The sequence below is a fragment of the Bacillus sp. FJAT-27225 genome (genome assembly GCF_001685025.1).
Classification (GTDB): Bacteria; Bacillota; Bacilli; order Bacillales; family Cytobacillaceae; genus Bacillus_D.
The window spans coordinates 89,907-113,621 of record NZ_MAYU01000021.1; the positions used below are offsets into that span (position 1 = coordinate 89,907).

Annotated in this window: 21 protein-coding genes; 1 reads left to right on the top strand and 20 read right to left on the bottom strand. The window is 45.3% G+C overall.

From position 1 onward, the window contains the following. Nucleotides 1–14 precede the first annotated feature (14 nt). The 16 genes from A8F94_RS12590 to A8F94_RS12665 all read right to left on the bottom strand — a co-directional run bounded on the left by A8F94_RS12590 (nucleotide 15) and on the right by A8F94_RS12665 (nucleotide 20,243). Nucleotides 15–848, bottom strand: a complete 834-nt coding sequence (locus A8F94_RS12590) for an ABC transporter permease (protein ID WP_066200774.1) — start codon at nucleotides 846–848, stop codon at nucleotides 15–17. Then, nucleotides 845–1,780, bottom strand: coding sequence for an ABC transporter ATP-binding protein (locus A8F94_RS12595; RefSeq protein WP_066200776.1), 936 nt, complete (start codon nucleotides 1,778–1,780; stop codon nucleotides 845–847). Before A8F94_RS12595 ends, A8F94_RS12590 begins: the two co-directional genes overlap by 4 nt. Then, nucleotides 1,777–4,155 carry a hypothetical protein gene (locus A8F94_RS12600; protein ID WP_066200778.1) on the bottom strand — a complete coding sequence of 793 codons (2,379 nt, stop codon included), beginning with the start codon at nucleotides 4,153–4,155 and terminating at the stop codon, nucleotides 1,777–1,779. Before A8F94_RS12600 ends, A8F94_RS12595 begins: the two co-directional genes overlap by 4 nt. A 332-nt stretch (nucleotides 4,156–4,487) precedes the next feature. Then, entirely contained in the window at nucleotides 4,488–5,474 is a 987-nt protein-coding gene (gene ftsY, locus A8F94_RS12605; RefSeq protein ID WP_066200780.1) for a signal recognition particle-docking protein FtsY, read from the bottom strand. Nucleotides 5,475–5,489: 15 nt separating this feature from the next. Continuing rightward, the gene (gene smc, locus A8F94_RS12610; RefSeq protein ID WP_066200783.1) at nucleotides 5,490–9,056 is read right to left on the bottom strand and encodes a chromosome segregation protein SMC; all 3,567 of its coding nucleotides are present in this window, start codon (nucleotides 9,054–9,056) and stop codon (nucleotides 5,490–5,492) included. A 28-nt stretch (nucleotides 9,057–9,084) separates the two neighbouring features. Then, entirely contained in the window at nucleotides 9,085–9,840 is a 756-nt protein-coding gene (gene rnc, locus A8F94_RS12615; RefSeq protein WP_066200787.1) for a ribonuclease III, read from the bottom strand. Nucleotides 9,841–9,952: 112 nt separating this feature from the next. Continuing rightward, nucleotides 9,953–10,186, bottom strand: a complete 234-nt coding sequence (locus tag A8F94_RS12620; RefSeq protein WP_066200792.1) for an acyl carrier protein — start codon at nucleotides 10,184–10,186, stop codon at nucleotides 9,953–9,955. 680 nt (nucleotides 10,187–10,866) lie between these two features. Continuing rightward, on the bottom strand, nucleotides 10,867–11,610 hold the full coding sequence (gene fabG, locus A8F94_RS12625; RefSeq protein WP_066200795.1) for a 3-oxoacyl-[acyl-carrier-protein] reductase: 744 nt from the start codon (nucleotides 11,608–11,610) through the stop codon (nucleotides 10,867–10,869). Then, entirely contained in the window at nucleotides 11,607–12,554 is a 948-nt protein-coding gene (gene fabD, locus A8F94_RS12630) for an ACP S-malonyltransferase (protein WP_066200797.1), read from the bottom strand. Before fabD ends, fabG begins: the two co-directional genes overlap by 4 nt. Nucleotides 12,555–12,599: 45 nt before the next feature. Further along, a complete protein-coding gene (gene plsX, locus A8F94_RS12635) occupies nucleotides 12,600–13,577 on the bottom strand; it encodes a phosphate acyltransferase PlsX (protein ID WP_066200800.1) in 978 nt (325 codons plus the stop codon). A 13-nt stretch (nucleotides 13,578–13,590) separates the two neighbouring features. Continuing rightward, on the bottom strand, nucleotides 13,591–14,157 hold the full coding sequence (gene fapR, locus A8F94_RS12640; RefSeq protein ID WP_066200806.1) for a transcription factor FapR: 567 nt from the start codon (nucleotides 14,155–14,157) through the stop codon (nucleotides 13,591–13,593). 161 nt (nucleotides 14,158–14,318) lie between these two features. Beyond that, nucleotides 14,319–16,352, bottom strand: coding sequence for an ATP-dependent DNA helicase RecG (recG, locus tag A8F94_RS12645; protein ID WP_066202392.1), 2,034 nt, complete (start codon nucleotides 16,350–16,352; stop codon nucleotides 14,319–14,321). Between the two features lie 11 nt (nucleotides 16,353–16,363). Beyond that, nucleotides 16,364–17,248 (bottom strand): L-serine ammonia-lyase, iron-sulfur-dependent, subunit alpha, encoded by an 885-nt coding sequence (sdaAA, locus tag A8F94_RS12650; RefSeq protein WP_066202394.1) that lies wholly within the window; start codon nucleotides 17,246–17,248, stop codon nucleotides 16,364–16,366. A gap of 24 nt (nucleotides 17,249–17,272) precedes the next feature. After that, nucleotides 17,273–17,935, bottom strand: coding sequence for an L-serine ammonia-lyase, iron-sulfur-dependent subunit beta (sdaAB, locus tag A8F94_RS12655; RefSeq protein ID WP_066200809.1), 663 nt, complete (start codon nucleotides 17,933–17,935; stop codon nucleotides 17,273–17,275). 252 nt (nucleotides 17,936–18,187) lie between these two features. After that, complete coding sequence (locus A8F94_RS12660; protein ID WP_066200812.1) at nucleotides 18,188–19,864, bottom strand: DAK2 domain-containing protein; 1,677 nt, start codon at nucleotides 19,862–19,864, stop codon at nucleotides 18,188–18,190. A 16-nt stretch (nucleotides 19,865–19,880) separates the two neighbouring features. Then, nucleotides 19,881–20,243, bottom strand: a complete 363-nt coding sequence (locus A8F94_RS12665) for an Asp23/Gls24 family envelope stress response protein (RefSeq protein WP_066200815.1) — start codon at nucleotides 20,241–20,243, stop codon at nucleotides 19,881–19,883. 460 nt (nucleotides 20,244–20,703) lie between these two features. On the opposite strand from A8F94_RS12665, the gene rpmB reads away from it, so the two are divergent. Then, the gene (gene rpmB / locus A8F94_RS12670; RefSeq protein ID WP_043933372.1) at nucleotides 20,704–20,892 is read left to right on the top strand and encodes a 50S ribosomal protein L28; all 189 of its coding nucleotides are present in this window, start codon (nucleotides 20,704–20,706) and stop codon (nucleotides 20,890–20,892) included. A 382-nt stretch (nucleotides 20,893–21,274) separates the two neighbouring features. On the opposite strand, the gene spoVM is transcribed toward rpmB, so the two are convergent. The 4 genes from spoVM to rsgA form a co-directional block, all read right to left on the bottom strand. After that, nucleotides 21,275–21,358, bottom strand: a complete 84-nt coding sequence (gene spoVM / locus A8F94_RS12675; protein ID WP_043933373.1) for a stage V sporulation protein SpoVM — start codon at nucleotides 21,356–21,358, stop codon at nucleotides 21,275–21,277. A gap of 102 nt (nucleotides 21,359–21,460) precedes the next feature. Next, nucleotides 21,461–22,105, bottom strand: coding sequence for a thiamine diphosphokinase (locus tag A8F94_RS12680; protein ID WP_066200817.1), 645 nt, complete (start codon nucleotides 22,103–22,105; stop codon nucleotides 21,461–21,463). Nucleotides 22,106–22,176: 71 nt separating this feature from the next. Next, the gene (rpe, locus tag A8F94_RS12685; RefSeq protein WP_066200819.1) at nucleotides 22,177–22,827 is read right to left on the bottom strand and encodes a ribulose-phosphate 3-epimerase; all 651 of its coding nucleotides are present in this window, start codon (nucleotides 22,825–22,827) and stop codon (nucleotides 22,177–22,179) included. A 2-nt stretch (nucleotides 22,828–22,829) separates the two neighbouring features. Continuing rightward, entirely contained in the window at nucleotides 22,830–23,711 is an 882-nt protein-coding gene (gene rsgA / locus A8F94_RS12690) for a ribosome small subunit-dependent GTPase A (protein WP_066200822.1), read from the bottom strand. Between the last annotated feature and the right edge of the window lie 4 nt (nucleotides 23,712–23,715).

Here is a 23,715-nt window from a genome sequence, read left to right on the forward strand (position 1 = left end):
ACCAGTCCCTTGCATTATTTTTTCTTCCTCATTACCGGCCTTAGCTTGTTAATACTAATCATCAATGCAACCGCTCCGAGTAATGTGTATGAAATAAGGAGCGACGCCCATAATGGGAAATCAATCCCCGACTGGCGGTTTATATCCTTTATGAATTCCGGCTCAAATATGCCGAGCATGGTAATGAAAGGATTCAGCATCGCAAAAAAATACGGCACAGGAGTTGTTCCTCCTGACATAGAATTATACTGTATTGATATTAGAAATAAGAAGGCCGTCCCCGCTGCCATGAACAACGTAACACCGTACGTTGAAATCATTGAAACAATCGTTTTTCGTATAAGGGTGGAAAACAGCACTCCTATGCTGCCGAAAACAAGAATCAAGAAAATATAGTATCCGAGCACTAATAAAACCTGAAGCGGGGAGATTCCCCCAAATAGAAAGACGATGCTGTAAATCGGCATACTTCCAATTATCATCAGGAGCAGGAATGACACGGACGAGATAAGCTTTCCGATAATAATCCCTGTAGAGGTTTGTGTGGTCGTCAACAAGATATTCAGCGTCTGTTTTTCCCTTTCCCCACTTATGACCCCCGCTGTAAGTCCAGGCGTAATGAAAAGTATCAATCCAAGCTGGATGAATGAAAGAACCATAAACATAATCCGGCTTTGGTCAGGGCGAAATAAATTTGATCCAAATGCCTGTGATTGTATAAAAATATATCCAATAGTGACAAGGCATAGTGCCAATAGGTAAAACATCAGCCCGAGGAAGCTTTTAAAGGAGCGGAATCTCAGCTTAAACTCCTTGTTCATGACAGGGTTGAGCAGGAATTGCCTCACGATAGCTCCACCCCCTTTGTGATCTCCATAAATACATCCTCCAGGTTCGATTCAGTTTCAGAGAAGCTGGTCAACAGGATCTCTGAGGCCAGTGCCTTTTTAAGAAGGTTGAATTGTTCTTCCTCGCTTCCGCCGAAGATAAATTGAAATGAATCACCATCTTCCCTTCTTTCAACCCGGCTCACAAGATATTGGTCCTCGAAAAATGCCACTGCACGTTCAAGATCATCCATTACTTTCGCGATAATCATTCTTTCACCCTTCAAGCGCTGCTGGATATCTGAAACAGAGCCCTGGGCAACCAGGCGCCCGCGGTCGATAATCCCGATTGAATCGCACATTTCAGATAGTTCCGGGAGGATATGGGACGAAATCAGGATCGTTTTGCCCATATTCTTTAATTCTTTTAATATCTCCCTCATTTCAACTCTGGCCCGGGGATCCAAACCCGATGCTGGCTCATCGAGAATCAGCACTTCAGGATCATGGATAAGTGAGCGGGCAAGGCAAAGCCTTTGCTTCATCCCGCGGGACAGGACATCGACATATGAATCGGCTTTATGGGTAAGGTTGACAAGTTCAAGCAGCTGGGGAATCAATTTTTTTCTCTCGGCTGCCGGAATGCCATAGCTTGATCCATAGAAATCCAGATATTCGACCGCCTTCAACTGGTCATAGACACCAAAGAAGTCAGGCATATAGCCGAGCTGCTTTCGGACCGCTGCAGGTTCAGACGCAATATTATATCCATTAATATAAGCTGTGCCTGATGTCGGTGCCAGAAGTGTAGCCAAAATTGAAAAGGTAGTTGATTTCCCAGCTCCATTTGCGCCAACGAAGCCGAAAACTGTTCCTTTTTCAATCGTTAGGTTTAAGGAATCGAGAGCAGTGAATCTTCCATATCTTTTTGTCAAATCAATAATTTCGATCATTTGCCCGCTTCTCCTTTCACCGTTATTGATGGCATTCTTACCATTGGGTCCTGCTGGCCGTTTTTTTCAAGCCTGAGGATTATTTCACCCTTATCGGAAATATACTTTGAAGGGTTGTCTGTTAGCCTTGTTGTCATATCCTTTAGTACCTCAAATTCATTCTTCGTACGGTCGAATATCGACCATGTTAAAGAATTTGGATACCAGGTAATCGATAGTTCTTTCAAACTGATTGTCTTCGTGGCAAGCTGTTTCGGGAGAGTGAGAGAGTAATCATAGGTTCCGTCAGCAACGACAATTTCCTTTGCCCCTGGCATCTCTTCATGAATTTCTCCTTTAATAGGAACAAGCCGCTTTGTTAATACGTCTTCCTTCAAGGTGAATGGCCCGTTTATTTTTCCCTCTATGTCCACTAGTTGATAGATTAGGGTCATATGATTGAACGTTTCACTTTTTCCAGCTATGTCCACTTTCCTGACAGGCTGCTTCGTCAAACCGTATATAATCGGCAGATTTTTGGTCTGGCCTTGATTGTACAAGTATTCAATTGCCCCGTATTCAAGCTTCTCTTTCTTCATTTTTTCGATATCTGTGTTGGATTGCGGATTATAATATCCACTATTTGCAGGAGTCAGCGGGCCTGACATGAAGCCCTGGGCAATCTCCTTATCAACCTCAAGTGTATCGCCTTTCTTAAGCGGCCCAAGTTCCATTCGTTTTGAACCCGACCACACGTACATATGGTCGAAATCATGCGGGAAGTTATTCACGATGGTCCCTTCCACTTTTTTGCCATCGTATTGCAAATTCGCAGCGAAATGCCCATCCTCTTCCTTCGTGACAGTACCGTAAACTGTCCTTGTCGACCAATACTCTACATTCGGAAACGTATAGGAATCTTTATTTCGCCCTTCCTCCAATACTGCGTAGCGCTGTGGTACGGACTGCTGCATTGAGAAAGAGCCGGGTATGGCATTGAATTCACCGCTCGGAAATTCCAGTTTATAATCCCCACTCGTATTTGAAAGCAACGTTACTGCTTCAACCCCTTGAAGGACACCGCCCTCAGCTTTTAGAACCGCCATTTGGTTCACTTGCGATTTGGCAATTCGATCTTTTGCCCCTATCCCAAAGATAACGGCAGAAATAAAGAGCGCAAATGCCGGTACAATCCACCATGCATGCTCCCGCTTATCATATCTTTTCAGTAACAAATACAATATTGGGGCTGCCAGCAAAACATAGATTAGCAGCATGAGAGTGATCTGGCCAATTGTAAAATGGACTGAGGGGAAATATTCATTTGTTTCCGCAAATTCGTTATAGTACTGATCATGTGGGTTCGTATAGCCCTTGTAACTAGTAAAGCCGAAAGGTGTACTATGTTTCAGAATCGTCGTGCTAAACCATTCGCCATAGCCTTTCCATGCAGCAACTGGATTATCACCCAATGAGAATGCTGTTTGCCAGATTTCGCCTGAGCCAAATTCCTTGTTTACAACAAGGGGAATACTGCCACTTTTTATGACAACGTCGGCTTCTTCTGCCAGTGCTCCATGGAAGGCAGGGACTTCTGCAAAATTGCCGTCTGGTTTAACTGCTGATTCAAGCTTGGTCAAATCGGCTTTCGTTTCGTCCAGGGCCTGCATCGGAAGCTCATTGAATAGGCTTCCATATGCCTGCTGTGCATCTGCCGCCCCTCCAACAATAAGCACACCGCCATCCTTTGCCCAACTTAGTATCGCTTGCTGCTGCGCTTCAGTCAGACTTGAAAGCGGAAACCCATCTATAGCCAGAACATCCAGGTTATCAAGCCCTGTTTTATCTTCCGGCAGGAAATCAGGTTCAATGACAAGTGAATTTGTATTAGCAGCCCCAGGCAGGGATTTAAGCTCCTTTAGCCTATCAGGATCCTTGCTCAATAGGCCAAGAGTCTTCCAGGATGGGTCAACATACTTTAAAGAAAGTTTTTTCGCACCACGGAAGGACGTTTCTTTGCCGTCTTTCCATCCTCCTTCATAAAGAAAAATCGCCTGCATATTTGGAGCATTGTACATCCCGTCATCTGAAATACCAGGAAGAGAGACGTTGTACGTTTTTTTGCCGCCTTTTGGAACATCAACATGGATTACTTTTGAACCAGAAGAGCTGTAGGTAGGGTAAAAATTAAGTAATAGGTCCCCTTTGAAATCATCCCCGTTGTTTTCAACCGTCACTTTTACCGGGAAACCGCGGCCATTTTTAACTTTTCCATCGAATCCCGCCTCGGTCCGTATGGTAATGCCGCTGTCTGCAGCTTGTGCTGGAGGTACAATAACAGCCAGCAGCAAAAGCAGCAATAAAAGCAATCCCCATTTCCTTAAGTGTAGAACCAAAACAATTCCTCCTATTTTTTCTTTTCATTTAATTAGACGTTCGTTAAGTTCTTTTCACTGCATTTTATATGTAAAAAAGAAATAATTTCCTTTGGTGTAATTTTACACTATAACGATATAAAAAAACAGTACCGTTTGCCAAAACGATACTGTTTTTTAAAATTTCAGGAAACTATAGATTTCATCATTGTGGAAACTCTTATATGAAGTTTGTCTGCGTCTGGCTGCACAAGGAAAGCTTCTGAGAATAATCATCGCAGAGACAGGCGCCTTTTGCATGTCGCGAGGCGTTTTTTGTCTGTCACAAGGGCGCATGCGCTTTTTTTTCTTTACTAAACGCTTTTGTCCACTTGGTCTGCAAATAATCCATAAACATATTTCTCAGCGTCAAATTCCTGTAGATCATCCATTTTTTCGCCGAGGCCGACAAACTTAACAGGTATTTTCAACTCATTTCGGATTGCCAGGACAATTCCGCCCTTTGCAGTACCATCCAGTTTGGAGAGGACAATACCTGACACATCAGTTGCTTCCTTAAAAGTCTTTGCCTGAATAAGTGCATTTTGCCCGGTAGTAGCATCAAGGACGAGCAGAACCTCATGTGGGGCGTCCGGAATTTCCCTCTCAATTACCCGCTTAACCTTTTCCAGCTCCTTCATGAGATTGACCTTATTCTGAAGGCGGCCAGCTGTGTCACATAGGAGAATATCGGCTTTCCTTGATTTCGCTGCCTGGATGGCGTCATACATGACAGCTGCAGGATCCGAGCCCTCTGCCTGTTTAATGACAGGTGCACCAACTCGTTCCCCCCAAACTTCAAGCTGGTCGATTGCTCCTGCACGGAAAGTATCTCCCGCTGCAAGGAGCACCGATTTCCCTTCACTTATAAATTTGTGGGCAAGCTTTCCGATTGTCGTCGTTTTTCCAACGCCGTTGACACCGACGAACAATATGACAGTCAGGGCACCATCCTGGATATTCAGGCCGGAAGACTGATTTTGACCCCCGTTGTAGATATCAACCAGCTTTTCAGAAATTACATTCTGTACTTCCGCAGGGTCCTGGATATTGCGCCTTTTTACTTCATACTTAAGCTGATCAATCAGTTCCATGACGGTATCAAAACCAACATCCGCCTGAATCAGGATTTCTTCAAGCTCTTCAAAGAAATCCTCATCAACTTTCCTGTACCGTGCGACAAGATCATTCACTTTTCCAGAAAAATTGTTCCTAGTTTTCGACAGGCCATCCCTGAATTTTTCTGTTACACTATCTGTCTGTTTCGTAATTGTTTCTTTCAGTTTCTTAAAAAAACTCATATCAGCACCCCGTTTTTAAGTTTCAACAAGCTCTTTTGTATCCTCGAGCCTGACGGACACCATTTTCGATACGCCGGATTCCTGCATTGTCACGCCATAAAGGACATCTGCTTCCTCCATCGTTCCCTTCCGATGGGTAATGACGATAAATTGGGTCCCTGCACTGTACCGTTTCAAATATTGGCTAAACCTGTACACATTTGCTTCATCAAGCGCAGCTTCAACCTCATCCAATATACAGAATGGAACTGGCCGGACTTTCAGTATTGAAAATAGAAGGGCAATCGCTGTAAGTGCGCGCTCCCCACCTGAAAGAAGGCCGAGATTCTGAAGCTTTTTGCCAGGAGGCTGAGCCACGATTTCCACCCCTGTGTTCAAAAGGTCATCAGGATTGGTCAGGCGGAGATCAGCCCGGCCGCCGCCAAACAATGCACGGAAAACCGGTTCAAAATTCGAACGGATTGCCGTAAATGTTTCTTCAAATCTCCGAATCATTTCTTCATCCATTTCAGAGATGACCTGTACAAGGGTATCCTTCGCAACCTGGAGGTCTTCTTTTTGAACGAGCAGGAATTCATATCGTTCAGATACCCGGTCATATTCCTCAATTGCCCCGAGATTGACATTTCCAAGTTCATCAATCGCTCGCTTAATCAGTTTTACCTTCCTTCGGGCATCATCATCCGGAATGGTCAGTGGATATTGCTGCTTTGCCCCATCAAAGGTAAGCAAATATTCCTCACGCAGGTGATTGAGCTTTGTTTCGAGCTCAACATCCAGCCTATTCAGCTTTACCTCTTCATCCTTCAAGGCTTCGGACATTCCTTTATGCCGGCGCCGCAATTCTTTCGCTTCAGCTTCGGACTGCTCCAATGCGGAACTCATCTGAAGCCGTTCTTCCCTCCGCTCTGAAATAAGCTTGAGAGCATTTTCCTTATCCCGCAGTTTTTCAGCCGCCGCCGCATTCAACTGTTCCTCGCCCGATGAACTGCCTTCCATTTCAGAAACAAGCAAATTGAGATCTTCCTGGTAGGATTCCAGTTTCCCTGAAACTTCACCAAGCTCTGCTATGATTCGATCAGCACGTTCCCTGGCATGGGCATATTGCTCTTTTTTAGATGCAGCGTCCACTTTAAGGTTATTAATTTCCTCTGCCAGAGCATCCCGTGAAGTGCGCGCAAGAGCCTTCTTCTCTGTCAGGCCTGCAATTTCAGCATCCAATGAGTTAATTTTTTCTTTAGCGGTGAGAAGAAACTCTTCAAGTTCCTGTTTTCTTTTTTGCAGGCTTTGTTTTTCCTCTTCCAGCAAGCTTTTTTCCATATCATATATAGATAAGCGCTCATTAATATTTTTCAGCTGAAGTTCTGCCTCCCTGAGTTCTCCCTTTAAGCGCTGTTCGGCAAGGCGGTTCTCCTCCCCCGCCTTTCTGGCCTCTTCCTGGGCAGCTTGCTTGTGCTGAACATCCAGCTTCAGCTTTTTAACATTCTCCTCCAGCTTTACTGTTTTTTCTTCCATGTCATCAATTTTGGACTTGAGTTCATCCAATTCCGTTTTCCTGCTTAACAGGCTAGCAGAGTTCTGCTTTAATGCACCGCCTGACATTGAACCCCCGGCATTAACAACATCCCCTTCGAGCGTTACAATCCGGTACCGGTATTGAAGGGAGCGGGCAATTTCATTGGCACCTTTCAAGTCTCGTGCAATTATGACAGTTCCAAGCAAATTTTCTATGATTTGTCTGTATTTTTCTTCAAAGTTCACCAGGCTTGCCGCAGTACCGATAAAAGAAGGCTGCTGTCGGGCATAGTCGAGCTGGGCAGTTGAAATGGTTTTACCCTTAATGACACTTAACGGCAGGAACGTTGCCCTCCCAAAGGAATTTCTTTTAAGGAAGGCAATTGCTTCACGGGCACTTTGCTCAGTATCGACAATGATATTTTGAAGCGCACCGCCCAATGCGGTCTCAATGGCAGCCTGGTATTCCTTTGGCACATTGACGACTTCCGCTACTGCACCTTCAATACCATTGAGCCTTCCATCACGGGCCTTCAAAATTTCCTTTACGCCTTGGAAGAACCCAGCGTAACCATCTTCCATTTCCTCCAGCATATCCTTCCGAGATTTTGCCTGCTGCAGAAATTGGTATGCCTGATAAAGCATTTTCTCCTGTTTTTGATAGGCAGAAGCAGCACTTTCCAGGTCACGGTTGCCATCCATAAAGGTCTTCACCTGATTTTGCAGCTGTTCAGATACCTGGTTAAGCTCCGCCTGTATCCGGTCAACCCAGCTTACAGCATTTTCCCTTTCCTCAATAAACCTTTTATTATCTTCGTCCAGCCTTGAGCTCTTTCTTACTATTTGCTCAAGTTGTGTGTGAACAATGTTGATTTCATTTCTGGCACCGGCCTGTGCATTCAGTTCTTCAATGTATTCACTTTTAAGTGACTCGATTTTATCATCTGTATTTTCACTAAAAAGAGCCATTTCCTCTTGTTTTGCCTTCAGCTTTTTTTGAAGGGCCGAGGCTTCTTTTCCTAACTGCTCCGCAATACCCGAAAGTCTGACCTGTTCATGGCCAAGCATCTCCTTTTTAGCGGAATACTCTTTAATATTTTCTTCGAGCTGTTTTCTGTTCTGTGAAGCATTTTTCTTCCGCTCTTTCAGAACCTCTTTTTTTCCCTCGAGCTTTTCGAGTTCTTCGCTTGCCAGGAGAAGGACATTTTGCAGGTCGCTGACAGATTCATCAACCGCAGCAACCCGATCACGGATTTGTTCAATTTCTGATTCCTTTTTTTGCAGCTGGGCAGAAAGCTTGATTTCATCCTGCTTATGCTGCTCAAGCAATTCGGATAACTGTTGCCATTTCTTATGAAGTTCCTCTATATCAAAAACGGTCAGAGCGACTTCAATCTTTTCGAGCTCTTCCCGTTTTTCCAAGTAATCACGGGCAATGGATGCCTGGATTTTAAGCGGTTCAACCTGGCTTTCTAACTCGTGCAGGATATCCTGTACTCTATTCAGGTTTTCCTGGGTTTCACCAAGCTTTAATTCTGCCTTCTTTTTACGGGTTTTATACTTAAGGACACCCGCGGCTTCCTCAAAAATCGTTCTTCGTTCTTCAGCTTTGCTATTAAGGATCTCATCCACTTTCCCCTGGCTGATGATGGAGAAAGCCTCGCGTCCAAGCCCGGAATCCATGAATAAATCAATGATATCCTTTAATCTGCAAGGCTGCTTGTTTATAAGGTATTCGCTCTCTCCGGATCGGTATACCCTTCGAGTAACACTAACTTCGTTATAGTCAATTGACAGCTTCTGGTCCTCATTATCAAGCGTCAATGTAACCTCTGCAAAATTAAGCGGTCTCCTCGAATCGCTTCCCGAGAAAATAATATCCTCCATTTTTGTACCGCGCAGCGATTTTGCCGATTGCTCACCAAGCACCCAGCGGATGGCATCAATTACATTACTTTTTCCGCTTCCGTTCGGCCCGACTACTGCCGTGACGCCAGGTACAAAATCAACGCCAATTCTCTCTGCAAAGGATTTGAATCCTACTACATCAAGCCGTTTTAAATACATAATTGTCTCTCCCCCAGGTTGCGACGGCTCACTTTGCCTCTCCATCTTTCTCTGTCTTCAGTTTACCCAATGCCATTTGCGCAGCTAACTGCTCTGCCTCTTTCTTTGAGCGGCCTGTACCCTCTCCCATTTCCTCACCATTCAAAGTGACACGCGAAACAAACTCACGGTTGTGGGCAGGCCCCTTCTCATGCAGGACCTTGTATTCGATTGTACCAATTCCATCTCTTTGGACAAGTTCCTGAAGCTGGCTTTTAAAATCCATCACATGCGAAAAAGCACCGGCATTCACTTTTGGGAAGACCACATTTTCAAGGAATTGAATAACAGTGTCAATTCCTTTGTCTAGATACAGCGCACCAATGAATGCCTCGAACACATCGGCTAGTAACGCCGGACGCTCTCGGCCCCCGGTCATTTCTTCACCCTTGCCCAGCAAAATCAATTTGCCGAAAGAAAGTTCATTTGCAAAAGATACCAAAGACGGTTCGCATACAATGGCTGCACGGAGCTTTGTCAGCTCTCCTTCACTCATCATCGGGTATTTTTTAAAAAGGAACTTTGAAACGGTTAATTCGAGGACGGCATCTCCCAAAAATTCCAGCCGTTCATTGTCTTCAAATGGCTTCCTGCGATGCTCATTCACATAGGATGAATGGGTAAAGGCCTGCTTAAGCAGCCTTTCATCCGAAAACTGAATTCCAATCTCTTCCTGGAATTCTTTAAATAGATTTTCTTTTGCGCGGTTCGCGTTTGGCTCTTTTTCCTTATTGTGTTTGCGCATAAGTCTCCACCTTGTCTTTATGTTGCCCATATATTTATGCAATGGGTTCAATAGTTCTATAATACAGAAGAAAGCTCCGTTTGAAAACGGAGCCTTGGAGAGAAACCTGCGATTATTTTTTGCTATTTATGTAGTTAACAGCATCACCAACTGTGCTGATTTTTTCAGCATCATCGTCAGAAATCTCCATGTCGAACTCATCTTCCAATTCCATTACTAGTTCTACAACATCAAGGGAATCAGCACCAAGATCATCTTTGAAGGAAGCTTCAAGAGTGACCTGGGATTCGTCAACACCTAAGCGATCCACGATAATCTTTGTTACGCGTTCTAATACTTCTGCCATGCTTGTCACCTCCCCTCAAGCTATTATAGTGTATTTCCCGGCAGTAGGAAAGCGAAACCGGGATGAATTTCTTAAGTAAAAAGAGTTGCCCTTATTCTAATAGTAACCAAAATTGGTTTCTCTGGCTGTATCGGTCGTTGATACTGCCTTATCAACTAACTTTTTGCAGTTCCCGAGCTGTTTTGGGCGTTGATACTACCTTATCAACGACCTTTTTGCAGTTCCCGAGCTGTTTTGGGTGTTGATACTACCTTATCAACGACCTTTTTGCAGTTCCCGGGCTGTTTCGGTCGTTGATACTACCTTATCAACGACCTTTTTGCAGTTCCCGAGCTGTTTTGGGCGTTGATAGACTTCAGGCCCTCCAGCGCTTGTCGCCGATAAACGCCGCTTTCCGCTTTTCTTTTTCCAGCTGCAGCACACAGCGCCTTGTGTCCTTCGGTCCCCTCACTACGATAAGTCAACATCGATTTACTCCGTTCATCGTGTTTCCTTTATCTCATGTCGAGGCCCTCCAGGCCATACGGCGCTAAACGTGTACTTCCGCTTTTCTATCTGTCCAGCTTCAAGCTGGCATCGGCTCGAGGTCGCTTCGGTCCCTCAGTAGAAGTCAAAGGGCGACTTCCACTTCAGGCCCTCCAGCGCTTGTCGCCGATAAACGCCGCTTTCCGCTTTTCTATCTACATCACCATGCCGCCATCTATATGAAGGGTTTGGCCTGTGATATAGGAGGCGTCGTCTGAAGCGAGGAATACGACTGCTTTGGCGATATCAGCTGGTTCCCCAAAGCGTGCGAGCGGGATGAGCTTAAGCATTTCCGCCTTTATTTCCTCTGTTAGCTTATCGGTCATATCGGTTGAAATAAACCCGGGAGCGATTGCGTTTACGGTAATATTCCGTGAAGAAAGCTCCTTGGCTGTTGTCTTGGTCAGGCCAATAACACCCGCTTTGGCGGCAACATAATTAGCTTGCCCAGGATTTCCGCTGACTCCTACAACAGATGCCAAATTTATTATTCTGCCGCTGCGCTGCTTCATCATTTGCCTTGTGACCGCTTTTGTACAGAGGAAGACACCCTTTAGGTTAATGTTAATAACATCGTCCCATTCAGATTCTTTCATCCTCATCAGCAGATTGTCACGGGTTATTCCGGCATTGTTCACAAGAATATCCAGGCTGCCAAACCTTCCGACTGTTTCTTTGACGAGCGTTGCCACTGCATCTGGGTCGGAAACATCACCCTGGATCGCGAATGCTTCCCTGCCCATAGCGCGAATTTCTTCTGCCACTTCATTGGCTTTTGCTTCACTTCCGGCAAAATTGATCGCTACATTTGCTCCCTGCCTAGCCAATTCAAGGGCAATCTCCCTGCCGATCCCACGTGATGCACCGGTTACGAGAGCGGATTTTCCTTCAAGTTTCATTTTGTTTCCTCCTTCAAGGCCGCAATTGCCGCATAACAGCTCTGTTCGTCTGAAACAGACAAGACTGTCACACTGCGGTCAATTTTCTTTACTAGTCCAGCAAGTACTTTGCCTGGACCAAATTCAATAAACGTATCGACCCCAAGTTCAATCATTTTTCTGACTGAATCCTCCCATAAAACTGGAGAATAAAGCTGCTTTACAAGATTTTCTTTAATTGCAGCCGCGTCAGACATTGGCTCTGCATTGACATTGGCTATTACCGGGATCTGGGCATTTTTGATATCTGCTTTATCCAGGACTTCGCTGAGCTTTCCAGCTGCCGGCTCCATCAAACTCGAGTGGAACGGGCCGCTCACTTCGAGTGGAATAACTCGTTTTGCACCAGCCGATTTCGCTCTTTCACCCGCAAGCTTTACCCCCTCAACAGAGCCGGAAATAACAATTTGTCCCGGGCTATTAATATTGGCAAGCTGTACAGGGTTGCCTTCTGCAGTAATCTCGGACGTTACCTCTTCCAATGGGCCGCGTTCCAGCCCAAGGACAGCAGCCATCGTCCCCAGCCCTGCCGGTACAGCTTCCTCCATGAACTCTCCCCTTTTCCTTACAGTAAAAACACCGTCTTCAAAGGGAATGGCACCTGCAGCAACTAAAGCAGAATATTCACCAAGGCTGTGGCCTGCTGCATAGTCGGCTTCAATCCCCGACTCACGGAATAATTCAACCAGAGCGGTGCTAACTGTTAACAAGGCAGGCTGAGCGTTGACTGTTTTTGTCAACACTTCCTGTGGTCCTTCAAACATAATGCTGCTTAAGCTCTCTCCGAGCAGTTGGTCCGCTTTTTCAAATAAAGATTTGCTCGTTCCATTGGCTTCAGCAAGCTCCTTGCCCATTCCAACGGCCTGGGAACCCTGGCCTGGAAAGATAAATGCGATTTTTCCCATCTTGCACCTCGTTCTATTTTTTGAATCAATTTAAATAGTAGTAGTCTACTCAACTGATTTCCTGATGAGTCCTGTAACATCGTTGGAAACCATTTCCCTTGTTTGCCTTACAGCACTGAAAATAGATTGTGCATTCGAGGACCCATGGGCTTTTATAACTGGCGCTTTTAAGCCAAATAATGCCGCGCCACCATATTCAGAGTAATCCATTTTGTTTTTCAGACCACTCAGGCTTGGCTTTAGGACTGCCGCTGCGAGCTTACTTTTCAGGTCTGCTGTAAGCGCACCTTTCAGCATTTTAAAAACGGACATTGCCGTTCCTTCTACTGTTTTCAGTACCATATTTCCTGTAAAGCCGTCAGTGACGACAACATCGGCAACACCATTAAGAAGATCCCTCGCCTCAACATTGCCTACGAAATTCAAACCGGACTCCTTCAACAAAGTGAAGGCTTGCTTGGTTAGCTCAGTGCCTTTCTTTTCTTCAGTGCCGATATTCAATAGTCCGATTCGGGGATTCGCAATCCCGCGAACCTTCTCGCTGTAAACTGAACCCATAATTGCGTATTGAAATAGGTGTTCAGCTTTTGCATCGACATTTGCGCCAACATCAAGAAGAAGAAATCCTTCCCCCCCGATAGTCGGGAGTGTTGGTGCAAGCGCCGGCCTGTCAATTCCTTCAATACGGCCAACTACGAAAAGTCCAGCTGCCATTAGTGCTCCTGTGTTGCCAGCTGAGATACAGGCGTCAGCCTTTCCATCCGCCACGAGCTGGGCAGCAAGGACCATTGATGCGGTTTTCTTGCGCCTTACAGCACGAACAGGCTCGTCCGTCCCGAGAATGACTTCTTCTGTATGTAAAATTGATATCCTCTCATGGCCGTTGAAGTTTTCACGTATCTTTCTCTCATCACCGACAAGTACAATCTCGATATCTTTATATGTATCAGCGGCCTTTACAGCACCAAGGACGATTTCCTTGGGAGCATGATCCCCGCCCATTGCATCAATTGCTAATTTCATCTAGATGTCACCTCTAGTTCTTTTTTGACCGGTACATTTCAAATTCTCCTGTAAAAACGAGTTCATTGTTAGCAAAGCTCTTTACTTCCACAAAGGTTCTGCCGTTTGCCTCGTCAATTTTGGTAACCCTTGCTTTTGCGATTACCCGCTCACCTTCCCTGACGGATCGTTTGAACTGAAGGGAAGACTTCGCAGTCAAAGCTAATTGGTCATCTATCACTGCAACCGCCAGCGAATTCGCCTGAGCAAACAAGTGATGCCCTCTTGCAATGCTATTCCGTTTAAAAACATGCTCTCGCTTTATATCAAGGATAGATATGGCGCTTTGATCAAGATCTATATCAATGATCTCTCCGATTACCTCTTCAAGCGGCAGCGAGCGGACTTCATCTTCAAACCTTTTCTCTGCAACATTCTTGATGCGCTCCCGAAGTTCGGGTATGGAAAGCTCAAGACGGTCCAGCCTGATTGTCTGGACACTTACAGAGAATCGTTCTGCCAGTTCCTCGTCTGTAATAAAAGGATTTTCTTTAATCGTATTCACCAACAGTTGTTGGCGCTCTTTTTTGTTTCTCCTCATTTTTACACCGCCAAGCTCTTATGACTAGGTACTAATAGTAGTATAAAATTAAGAACCCCAGATTGCAACAATTAATTGTTTTACATCAATCTCATTGAATGGTGAGGTATCTAAAAGACGATCCGGAACCGTCCCCCTTTCAGATCGAAAGCCCGACTGGTTTAGTCGAGCTTTTCGCCTGTCAGGACACCGGTTTCCATTAGCTCCCGCCTTAATCCTGCATACTCGGGAGACTCCCAAAACGCCTTGGACTGGACCAATTTTGCAGCATCGTCCCGTGCTGTTTCGAGGGCGCGATAATCGTGGACCATGTCAGCAACCTTGAATTCCGGAATCCCGCTTTGTTTTTTTCCAAAGAAATCACCGGGGCCACGTAATTCAAGGTCCTTTTCACTTACAACAAAACCGTCGTTCGTTTCTGTCATAATCTTCATGCGCTCTTTGCCAACTTCTGATTTCGGCTCCGCCAGCAAAATGCAATAAGACTGGTCGCTTCCCCGGCCGACCCGGCCTCTGAGCTGATGAAGCTGTGCAAGCCCGAACCGTTCAGCATCATAAATCAGCATGACGGTAGCATTCGGAACGTTTACGCCCACTTCAACAACTGTAGTTGAAACGAGCACCTGGGTTTCATTTGCAGCGAATGCATGCATGACTTCCTCTTTTTCGGCGGAAGGAAGCCGGCCATGCATAAGCCCGACTTTAAACCTATCCTGAAAATAGAATGTAAGAGTGCTATGGACATCAATTGCATTCTGGACATCAAGCTTATCCGACTCTTCGATTAAGGGACAGATGACGTACGCCTGGCGCCCTTTCCTCAATTCTTTCTCCATGAAACCCAGAACTCTTTCCAGCATGTCCTGGCGAGCCCAATATGTTTCAATTGTCTTTCTTCCGGCGGGCATCTCATCGATGACGGAAACATCCATTTCACCAAATACAGTAATCGCTAGAGTTCTCGGAATTGGCGTCGCAGTCATGAACAGAACATCGGGATTTTCACCTTTTTCACGAAGCACCCTCCGCTGTTCGACTCCGAACCTGTGCTGTTCGTCAGTGATTACAAAACCGAGGCTTTTAAAACCAACCTCATCCTGAATCAGTGCGTGTGTTCCGACAAGAATATGAATTTTTCCTTCTGCCAAATCAGCAAGCAGCTCCCGCCTCGTTTTCCCTTTAATCCCACTTGTCAATAATTCAACCCGGACGCCAATTGGGTTGAACAACTCCTTTAATGATGCGGCATGTTGTTCAGCGAGGATTTCAGTAGGTACCATTAGCGCACCCTGCCGGCCGGTTGTCACGGATGCATAGAGGCAAATTGCTGCAACGACGGTCTTTCCGCTTCCGACATCCCCCTGAAGAAGCCGGTTCATTCTATATGGAGATTTCATATCGGCCAGAATTTCATTGACAACCCGCTTTTGGGCATTAGTAAGTGGAAACGGAAGGCTATTGATAAAGTCCATTAGTTTCGGGAGGTCGTATTTATGGACAATTCCGGGGGACTGTTCGCGTTCCACCTTTCTAAGTGCCTGCATTTTTAGCTGAAAGGCAAGGAATTCCTCATATACAAACCGTCTTCTCGCCTTTTTTACATCTTCGGGATCATCAGGGAAATGCATGATTTTAAGTGCTTCACTCCGGTTCGGCAGCCGGTATTTTTTCACGAGGCTCTCTGGCAAGGTTTCTTCTATTTCGTGGCCGTATTGTGAAAAAGCCTGGGCGATGTATTTACGCATACTATTCATTGTAAGGTTGCCGCGCAGTGCATAAACCGGCTCAAACATTTTCCCGGAGCGGTTTTCACCAATATGCACTTCAGATACAGTAACCGCCATCCGGTGCTGGTCCCATTTTCCTGTAACAGTGATGGTTTCCCCAATCTTTATTTTGCTCCTCAAGTATGGCTGGTTGAATATGATTGCCTGGACAAGATAACGTCCGACAAGAAGGCGGACAGTCATCCGCGATTTCTTTTTGCCAAAACGTGCAAGGGAAGGCTCACTATGAACCTTCCCTTCTACCGTAATCCTCTCATCATGCTTTACATCAGCCAAATCGCGCAGCCTGTAGTCTTCATAGCGGTACGGAAAATGTTCAAGGAGATCCCTAATTGTGACAATATTCAAGCCGGCAAGCAGTTCAGCCGTTTCATCGCCAACCCCTTTAAGGACTTTTACTGATTGCATGAGATTTATAGTCACTGTTTTGTCAGCGGGATCCCAAAAATTTTAGCTTCCAGCTCCCTACCGGTTGGGGTCGCCGCCAAACCTCCCTGTGCAGTCTCTTTTAATGCAGTCGGCATCTGCTGGCCGATTTTGAACATCGCGTCAATAACCTCATCACAAGGAATGCGGCTCTTGATTCCGGCAAGCGCCATATCTGCAGCAACCATCGCATTAGCCGCTCCCATTGCATTCCGTTTCACGCATGGTACCTCGACAAGGCCCGCAACTGGATCACAGACAAGGCCCAGCATGTTTTTTAGTGTTATTGCCATCGCTTCCGCACACTGCTCCGGTGTACCTCCTGCTAGCTCCACAAGCGCGGCAGCCGCCATGCCTGCAGCAGAGCCAACCTCCGCCTGACAGCCCCCTGCAGCCCCAGAAATCGATGCATTATTTGCAACAACAAAACCAAACGCACCTGACGTGAATAAAAACGATACCATCTGTTCCCTGGTCGGATTAAGTTTGTTTTTCACCGCGAAAAGCGTTCCAGGAACAACGCCTGCCGAACCAGCAGTTGGTGTTGCACAAATTGTGCCCATCGCTGCATTCACTTCATTCGTCGCAACCGCTTTACTAACCGCATCAAGCAAAGTCTCTCCCGATAAAAAGTTGCCTTTCTGAATATATTGCTGCATTAGAACGGCGTCTCCACCGGTCAGTCCGGAATGGGAATGGACTCCTTGTATTCCTCTTTCAACAGCCTGCTCCATGACTTCAAGATTTCGTTCCATCATCTTAAAGATTTCTTCTCTAGAGCGGCCAGTTACTTTTACTTCCTGCTCTATCATGATTTCCGATATTTTTGTATTCCTGCTCGTTGCCAATTCAACAAGCTCTGCTACATTCCTGAACAGCATCAGCGCTACCCCCTTAGTATATTAATCAACGATCTTGGTGACTTTCAGGATATTGGGGAGCTTTTCAAGTTCATCCAGCAGTTCCTGATCGATATTTTGGTCAACTTCAATCGTCATGAGCGCCATTTTCCCAACATCTTTACGAGATACTTCCATATGGCCAATGTTGATTTTATTTTTTGCGAGCACATTTGCAACATCTGCAATGGCACCAAACCGGTCATTATGGACAACAAGAATCGCCGGATGATGGCCTGACAGCTTCAGTTCAAAACCATTCAGCTCGGTGATTTCGATTTTGCCGCCGCCTATTGAGATTCCAACCAGCTCCAGCTCGCCCATATCATCGCCTATCATGACACGTGCAGTGTTTGGATGGTCGGTTATCGCATCTTCCTCAATAAACGTGACTTTTATCCCTTTCGCATTCGCAATATCAATCGCTTCTATAATGCGCTGATCATCGGTTTCAAAATCAAGCAGCCCGCCGATTAAAGCAACATCCGTGCCATGGCCTCGATACGTCTTTGCAAAAGAGCCATATAGAGAAATATTTGCCCATTTAGGCTCCCTGCCAAACAAGCTTCTGGCAACCCGGCCAATCCTTGCAGCGCCCGCGGTATGTGAACTGGAAGGACCGATCATCACCGGGCCAATTATATCAAATACACTTTTATATTTCATATCTATCCCCTGGTCGTTCCGGAATATCCGGTATTTTTTTGCCTTATTCTAAAAACACAGGCCTTATCTTATTCTAACGAACTAGTATTCATTTTGACAAATTCTTTCTACTGGTAAAGACGTGCTCGTACCTTCCGCTACAATCATTGGATACCAAACCTCCATCTTTTCTTTTTGCAGCGAAGTTTTCTAAAACAGCCTTTAAAAAGAATAGGCATCCTCCATGACTCGGAAGGATGCCTTATGATACTGCTATTCGATTGCGAAAATGAAGCTATAGAGCGGCTGCTGGCCATTATGGATCTCTATTTCAACATCAGGGAAGTTCTCTTCCACAAAAGTGGAGATTGCTTCAGCTTCTTCCTCAGAAACGTCCTCACCTAAAAGGATGGTCAGGATTTCGGAGTCCTCGTCAAGCATCTTCGCGAGTAATTCCCTGGCACATGCTGTTTTTTCCTTGCTCTTTACAATAATTTTGCCTTCATTAATTCCCATGTAATCATCTTTCTCGATTTCAAGGCCATCTATCGAAGTATCACGTACGGCAAAGGTGATTTGGCCGGTTTTTACATGGTTCATAGCTTCTGCCATTGCGGCCTGGTTGGCATCAATACCAGTGCCAGGGTTAAAGGCGAGAAGCGCTGACAGTCCCTGTGGAACAGTTTTTGATTCAATGACGACTGCCTCCGTACCTGAGACCTCTGCAGCCTGCTTGGCAGCCATAATGATGTTTTTATTGTTTGGCAGAATAAAAACTTTTTCGGCGTTTACTTCTTCAATTGCATTGACAATGTCCTCCGTACTTGGGTTCATTGTCTGGCCGCCTTCAATAACGGAGTGTGCGCCGATGCTGCGGAACAATTCTGCAATCCCGGAGCCCATCGATACGGCAATGATCCCGTACTCCTTCTTGTCCTTCTTAGGGTTCGGAGCTACAAGAGGCGTATGGGTTTCACCGACGATAGTTGAATGCTGAAGGCGCATATTCTCTATTTTAATATTAATTAGATTACCATATTTTTGTCCATAGCTGAGGCAGGTTCCTGGCTGTTCGGAATGAATATGGACTTTTACAACGTCCTCATCGGCAATAACGAGCAGGGAGTCGCCATATTGGCTAAGATCCTGACGGAATGTTTCTTCCCTGAAGGAGTTTCTCGCGAGCTTCTCCTCTTCGAAACGGACCATAAATTCAGTACAATAGCCGAATTCAATGTCTTCTGTATTGATATGCGACTGAACACTTTTGTGGTGTTCAGCGCTGACCAGGTCATTCATCGAAGGCAGCGCTTCCGGAGTATCAGGCAGCTGCTCCCCTTTTAGCTCAGCAAGGAATCCTTCATATACAAACACAAGGCCCTGGCCGCCAGAATCGACGACGCCGACTTCTTTTAAAACAGGCAGCAGGTCAGGGGTGCGCTTTAGCGATGCTTTTGATTCTACAACAACCGCTTCCAGGATCTCTATTATGTCATCTGTGGATTTTGAAACCTGGACACCTTTTCTGGCGGCATCCTTGGCCACTGTCAAAATTGTCCCTTCAACAGGCTTCATAACAGCTTTATAAGCGGTTTCAACACCAGCTTCTAAAGCAGCCGCAAACTCTTTGCCTCCAATAGCAGGCTTGCTTTCAATATTCTTTGCAAAACCGCGGAACAGCTGGGAAAGGATTACACCGGAGTTGCCGCGGGCACCCATCAAGAGGCCTTTTGATAGTGCAGTTCCCACCTTGCCGATATGTTCCTGGACGTTCGCTTTGACTTCCTTTGCACCGGACGTCATAGAAAGATTCATGTTTGTTCCGGTATCGCCATCCGGCACCGGGAATACATTCAGCGAGTCAACATACTTGGCATTGGCTGAAAGATGGTTGGCACCCTGGATGACCATTTCTGCAAAACGTGTACCATTTAATTGCTTCATTAACAAAGTTACTCCCTTCTCACTACGGGTTCGTTACACGAACTCCCTGAACATAAATATTGACTGAGTCGACTTTCAGGCCGACCATTTTTTCGAGGGTATATTTCACTTTCGATTGCACGTTATGGGCAACCTCCGAAATTTTCGTCCCGTAGCTGACAATGATGTACATGTCGATATGTACCTGGTCTTCTTCCTGCCGAACAATGACACCTCTTGTGAAGTTTTCCTTGCGGAGAATCTCAGTGAGCCCGTCCTTAATTTGGTTTTTGGAAGCCATCCCAACAATACCATAACAGTCTATGGCAGCCCCGCCTGATATGGTCGCGATTACTTCGTTTGAGATATCGATTTGCCCGTACTTCGTTTTCATTTCGATGGACATGAACGTTCCCCCTTCTGTTTTAAATCAAGAACTCTATAAGTTGAACTAAATAGTTCACATATGATTTCCGCTTTAGGCGCTTCAATCAATTACTAAATTCCTTAGTTCAACTTATAAATAAAGTCTTTGCCTAACCCCGTTTTCAAACTGATCAGGGCGGACCAAGGCTCATATGCATTTTTCATTTGCTTATTTGCTAAAGCCATTTTACTATAGTCACATCATTTTTAAAAGTTATAGTTGCCCTGCTTATTATACAGCAATACATACTGTTCGATGTCAAGGTTTTTTTCTTGAAACCTACTACATAAGCTATTGCATTCATTTTCGTTGTGTGATAAATTATTAAAGTATCTTTAAGCAATGGGGGATTAGTATGCCCCGATTCCGGGAAGAACCGGATTTTTACGAATAGAAGCGTAAGATGTGACAGCTTTTGGAAGTTAAGGAGGGAAAAAATATGCCACGCAAATGTGTTATTACAGGTAAGAAAACAACAACCGGCAACAACCGTTCTCATGCTATGAACGCTAACAAGCGTACTTGGGGTGCAAACCTGCAAAAAGTTCGCATTCTTGTTGACGGAAAGCCAAAGCGTGTATGGGTTTCTGCTCGCGCGCTTAAGTCTGGTAAAGTAGAACGCGTATAATATTTACAAAACAGGAGAGGCATCCCACGGGGTGCCTTTTCTTTTTGCCTAAAGAGATTCATAGACCAGTTCAAAATAAAAACACCCTTTCACAAGGGTGTTCTATTTTCAGTAGTTAAGAAAATTTTCGTTTTCGCGACTATGGAAAACTTTTAACCAAGTCAGTCTACGTCTAGCTCCACAAGGAAAGCTTCGGCGCATAATCATCGCACGAAGAAAAAGCGTTAGCTTTTTCGAGGAGCGCCTATCGCCTAGCAAACTTCAGGTCTCCTCCCTACGATAAGTCATCATCGAATCGCTTTCGCTCTTCGTAATTCCTTTATCTCAGTCGAAGCCCCTCCAGTTTGTACGGCGATAAACAAGGCGCTTCCGCTTTTGTTTTTCATTCACTCTTTTTGAACATCCCTAGCAGTCCTCGGACAATTCCACCTAAAAATCTCGGCAGTTTGATCGTATAGAATTTCATATCGCCCCTCCTCACCTATTCACGCCGCTCTCCATTCAAGCTGCACTCATAATTAAGGTATTCCGAAAAGTATGAATAAGTACATTAAATGACGAAGCGTATTCAGTCATTGCTTCTTATGATTATTAATATGCCTTCGGAAAATGAAAAAGTACCGCTATCCTCAAGAAGTTCGTTACTAATGCATAGAGTGGAGCCCTTCTCTACATACTGGTCCACAAGGGGATACTTGAATCCCTTTAACGTCAGCCCTTTTACTGTCTCAGTGCTGGGCAAAAAGGAAATATATTTTTTCGTTGAATCTTTATGAACTTGATATGTACCCGGCCCCTTGATCCAAACAGCATTCCGGTTATCCAAAATATAGATAGCTGATTGAGGGGCGAGGACCGCATACTTTTCAACGAGCTGGATATTGGCCAGGGAATGGTCTATCCGTCCACCGCTTGCACCAAACAGCCTTATACAGTCTGGTTCCTGCTCAAGTGCCCATATTAAGGCTAGTTCCATATCTGTTTCGTCTTTTTCTGGTTTATATTTTGCCAAATTGGGGATTTCAGCTTTTACGCCAGCCAATTCCTCTATAGAAACAGAATCAAAATCACCGAAAGCTGCAATCGGCTTTATTCCTCTTTTTAAAAGTTCAACCGTCCCCCTGTCGACGCCAACCCATTCCTCTTCCATAAATTTTTCAATTGGCGGAACCAGGCTTGGAGGCCCTCCGCCCATAATATTAATAATTTTCATAATCAATTCCTCCTGACGCCATACTTTTGCCAAAGGAAAAAGCCAGCTGCATAGCTGGCAACTGGCATTTCTTATTCCGTTCCTCTGATTGCAGCAATAGCTTTGGCCCGGTCATTTTCATTATAGATTGCGGACCCGGCAACAAGTACTGTCGCTCCAGCTTCCACACAAAGCCTCGCTGTTTCAGCATTTACCCCGCCGTCAATTTCAATTTCCACATTTTTTCCAAATGAAAAGGCGAGTTCTTTCACTTCACGGATTTTCGGCAAAACACCATGGATGAACTTTTGGCCTCCGAAGCCTGGATTAACTGACATTAACAAAACCATGTCAATATCTTCAATAACATGTTTAATTGAATCTACCGGAGTCGCCGGATTCAAAACTACTCCTGCTTTTACATCAAAACTTTTAATTAAATGAATTGTCCTGTGCAGATGCCTTGAAGCCTCGACGTGGACAGTAATATAGTCCGCGCCTGCTTTGGCGAACGCTTCAATATACTGGTCCGGATTTTCAATCATCAAATGGACATCCAATGGCAGCTCTGTCACTGGACGGACAGCCTCGACGATCAGCGGACCTATTGTAATATTAGGAACAAAATGGCCGTCCATTACATCAATATGGATATAATCTGCCCCGCCGCGTTCAACATCTTTAATTTCCTCCCCCAAGCGGGAGAAATCAGCAGACAGGATTGATGGTGCAATTTTGACCATTACTAGTACCTCGGCTTTCTGTCTTTTATTTCTTGTAAAAAGTCCAAATAATTGTTGTACCGGTAACGCGGGATCGTCCCCGTTTCAACAGCTTCCTTAACTGCACATTTCGGTTCCTTCACATGAAGGCAGCCCCTGAATTTGCAGTTCTCGCTCTGCTTTTGGATTTCAGGAAAACAGCCGGTCAATTCCTCAGCCTCAATTTCAAGAAATTCAAGTGAGCTGAAACCCGGTGTGTCAGCGACAAGCCCATCCCCAATTTCAATGAGCTCGACATGCCTGGTCGTGTGCTTTCCTCTTCCAAGATGCGAGGAAATAACATTCGTTTTCAGCTCAAGATCAGGACGGAGAACATTCAAGAGCGAGGACTTCCCGACGCCGGATTGACCGGCGAAGACCGAAATTTTTCCTTCAAGGTGAGGAAAAAGCTGTTCGATCCCTGCTTCCGTTTCCGAAGAAACAAGCAGCACCTCATAGCCGGCAGCCCGGTAATCCCGGGCATAGCCCTCAATCCGTTCGATTTCCTGTTCACTTGCCAAATCGGTTTTCGTAATGCAAATGATTGGTTCAATTGAATTGTATTCAACAAGGACAAGGAACCGGTCAAGCAGGCCTGGACTGAAGGCTGGTTCAACAGCAGAAAAGACAAGGATCGCCCTGTCTACATTGGCAATTGGCGGCCTAATCAGTTCGTTTTTTCGTTCCTTGACCTCCATGATATACCCTTCCTGCTCATTCTCCGCTTGAAACACAACATCATCACCGACGAGAGGGGTAATTTTGTTTTTCCGGAACACTCCCCTCCCTCTGCATTGTGTCACAGTACCTTCATTGACGACGTAATAAAATCCGCTTAATGCTTTAATTATTTTCCCTTCGGGCATAGCT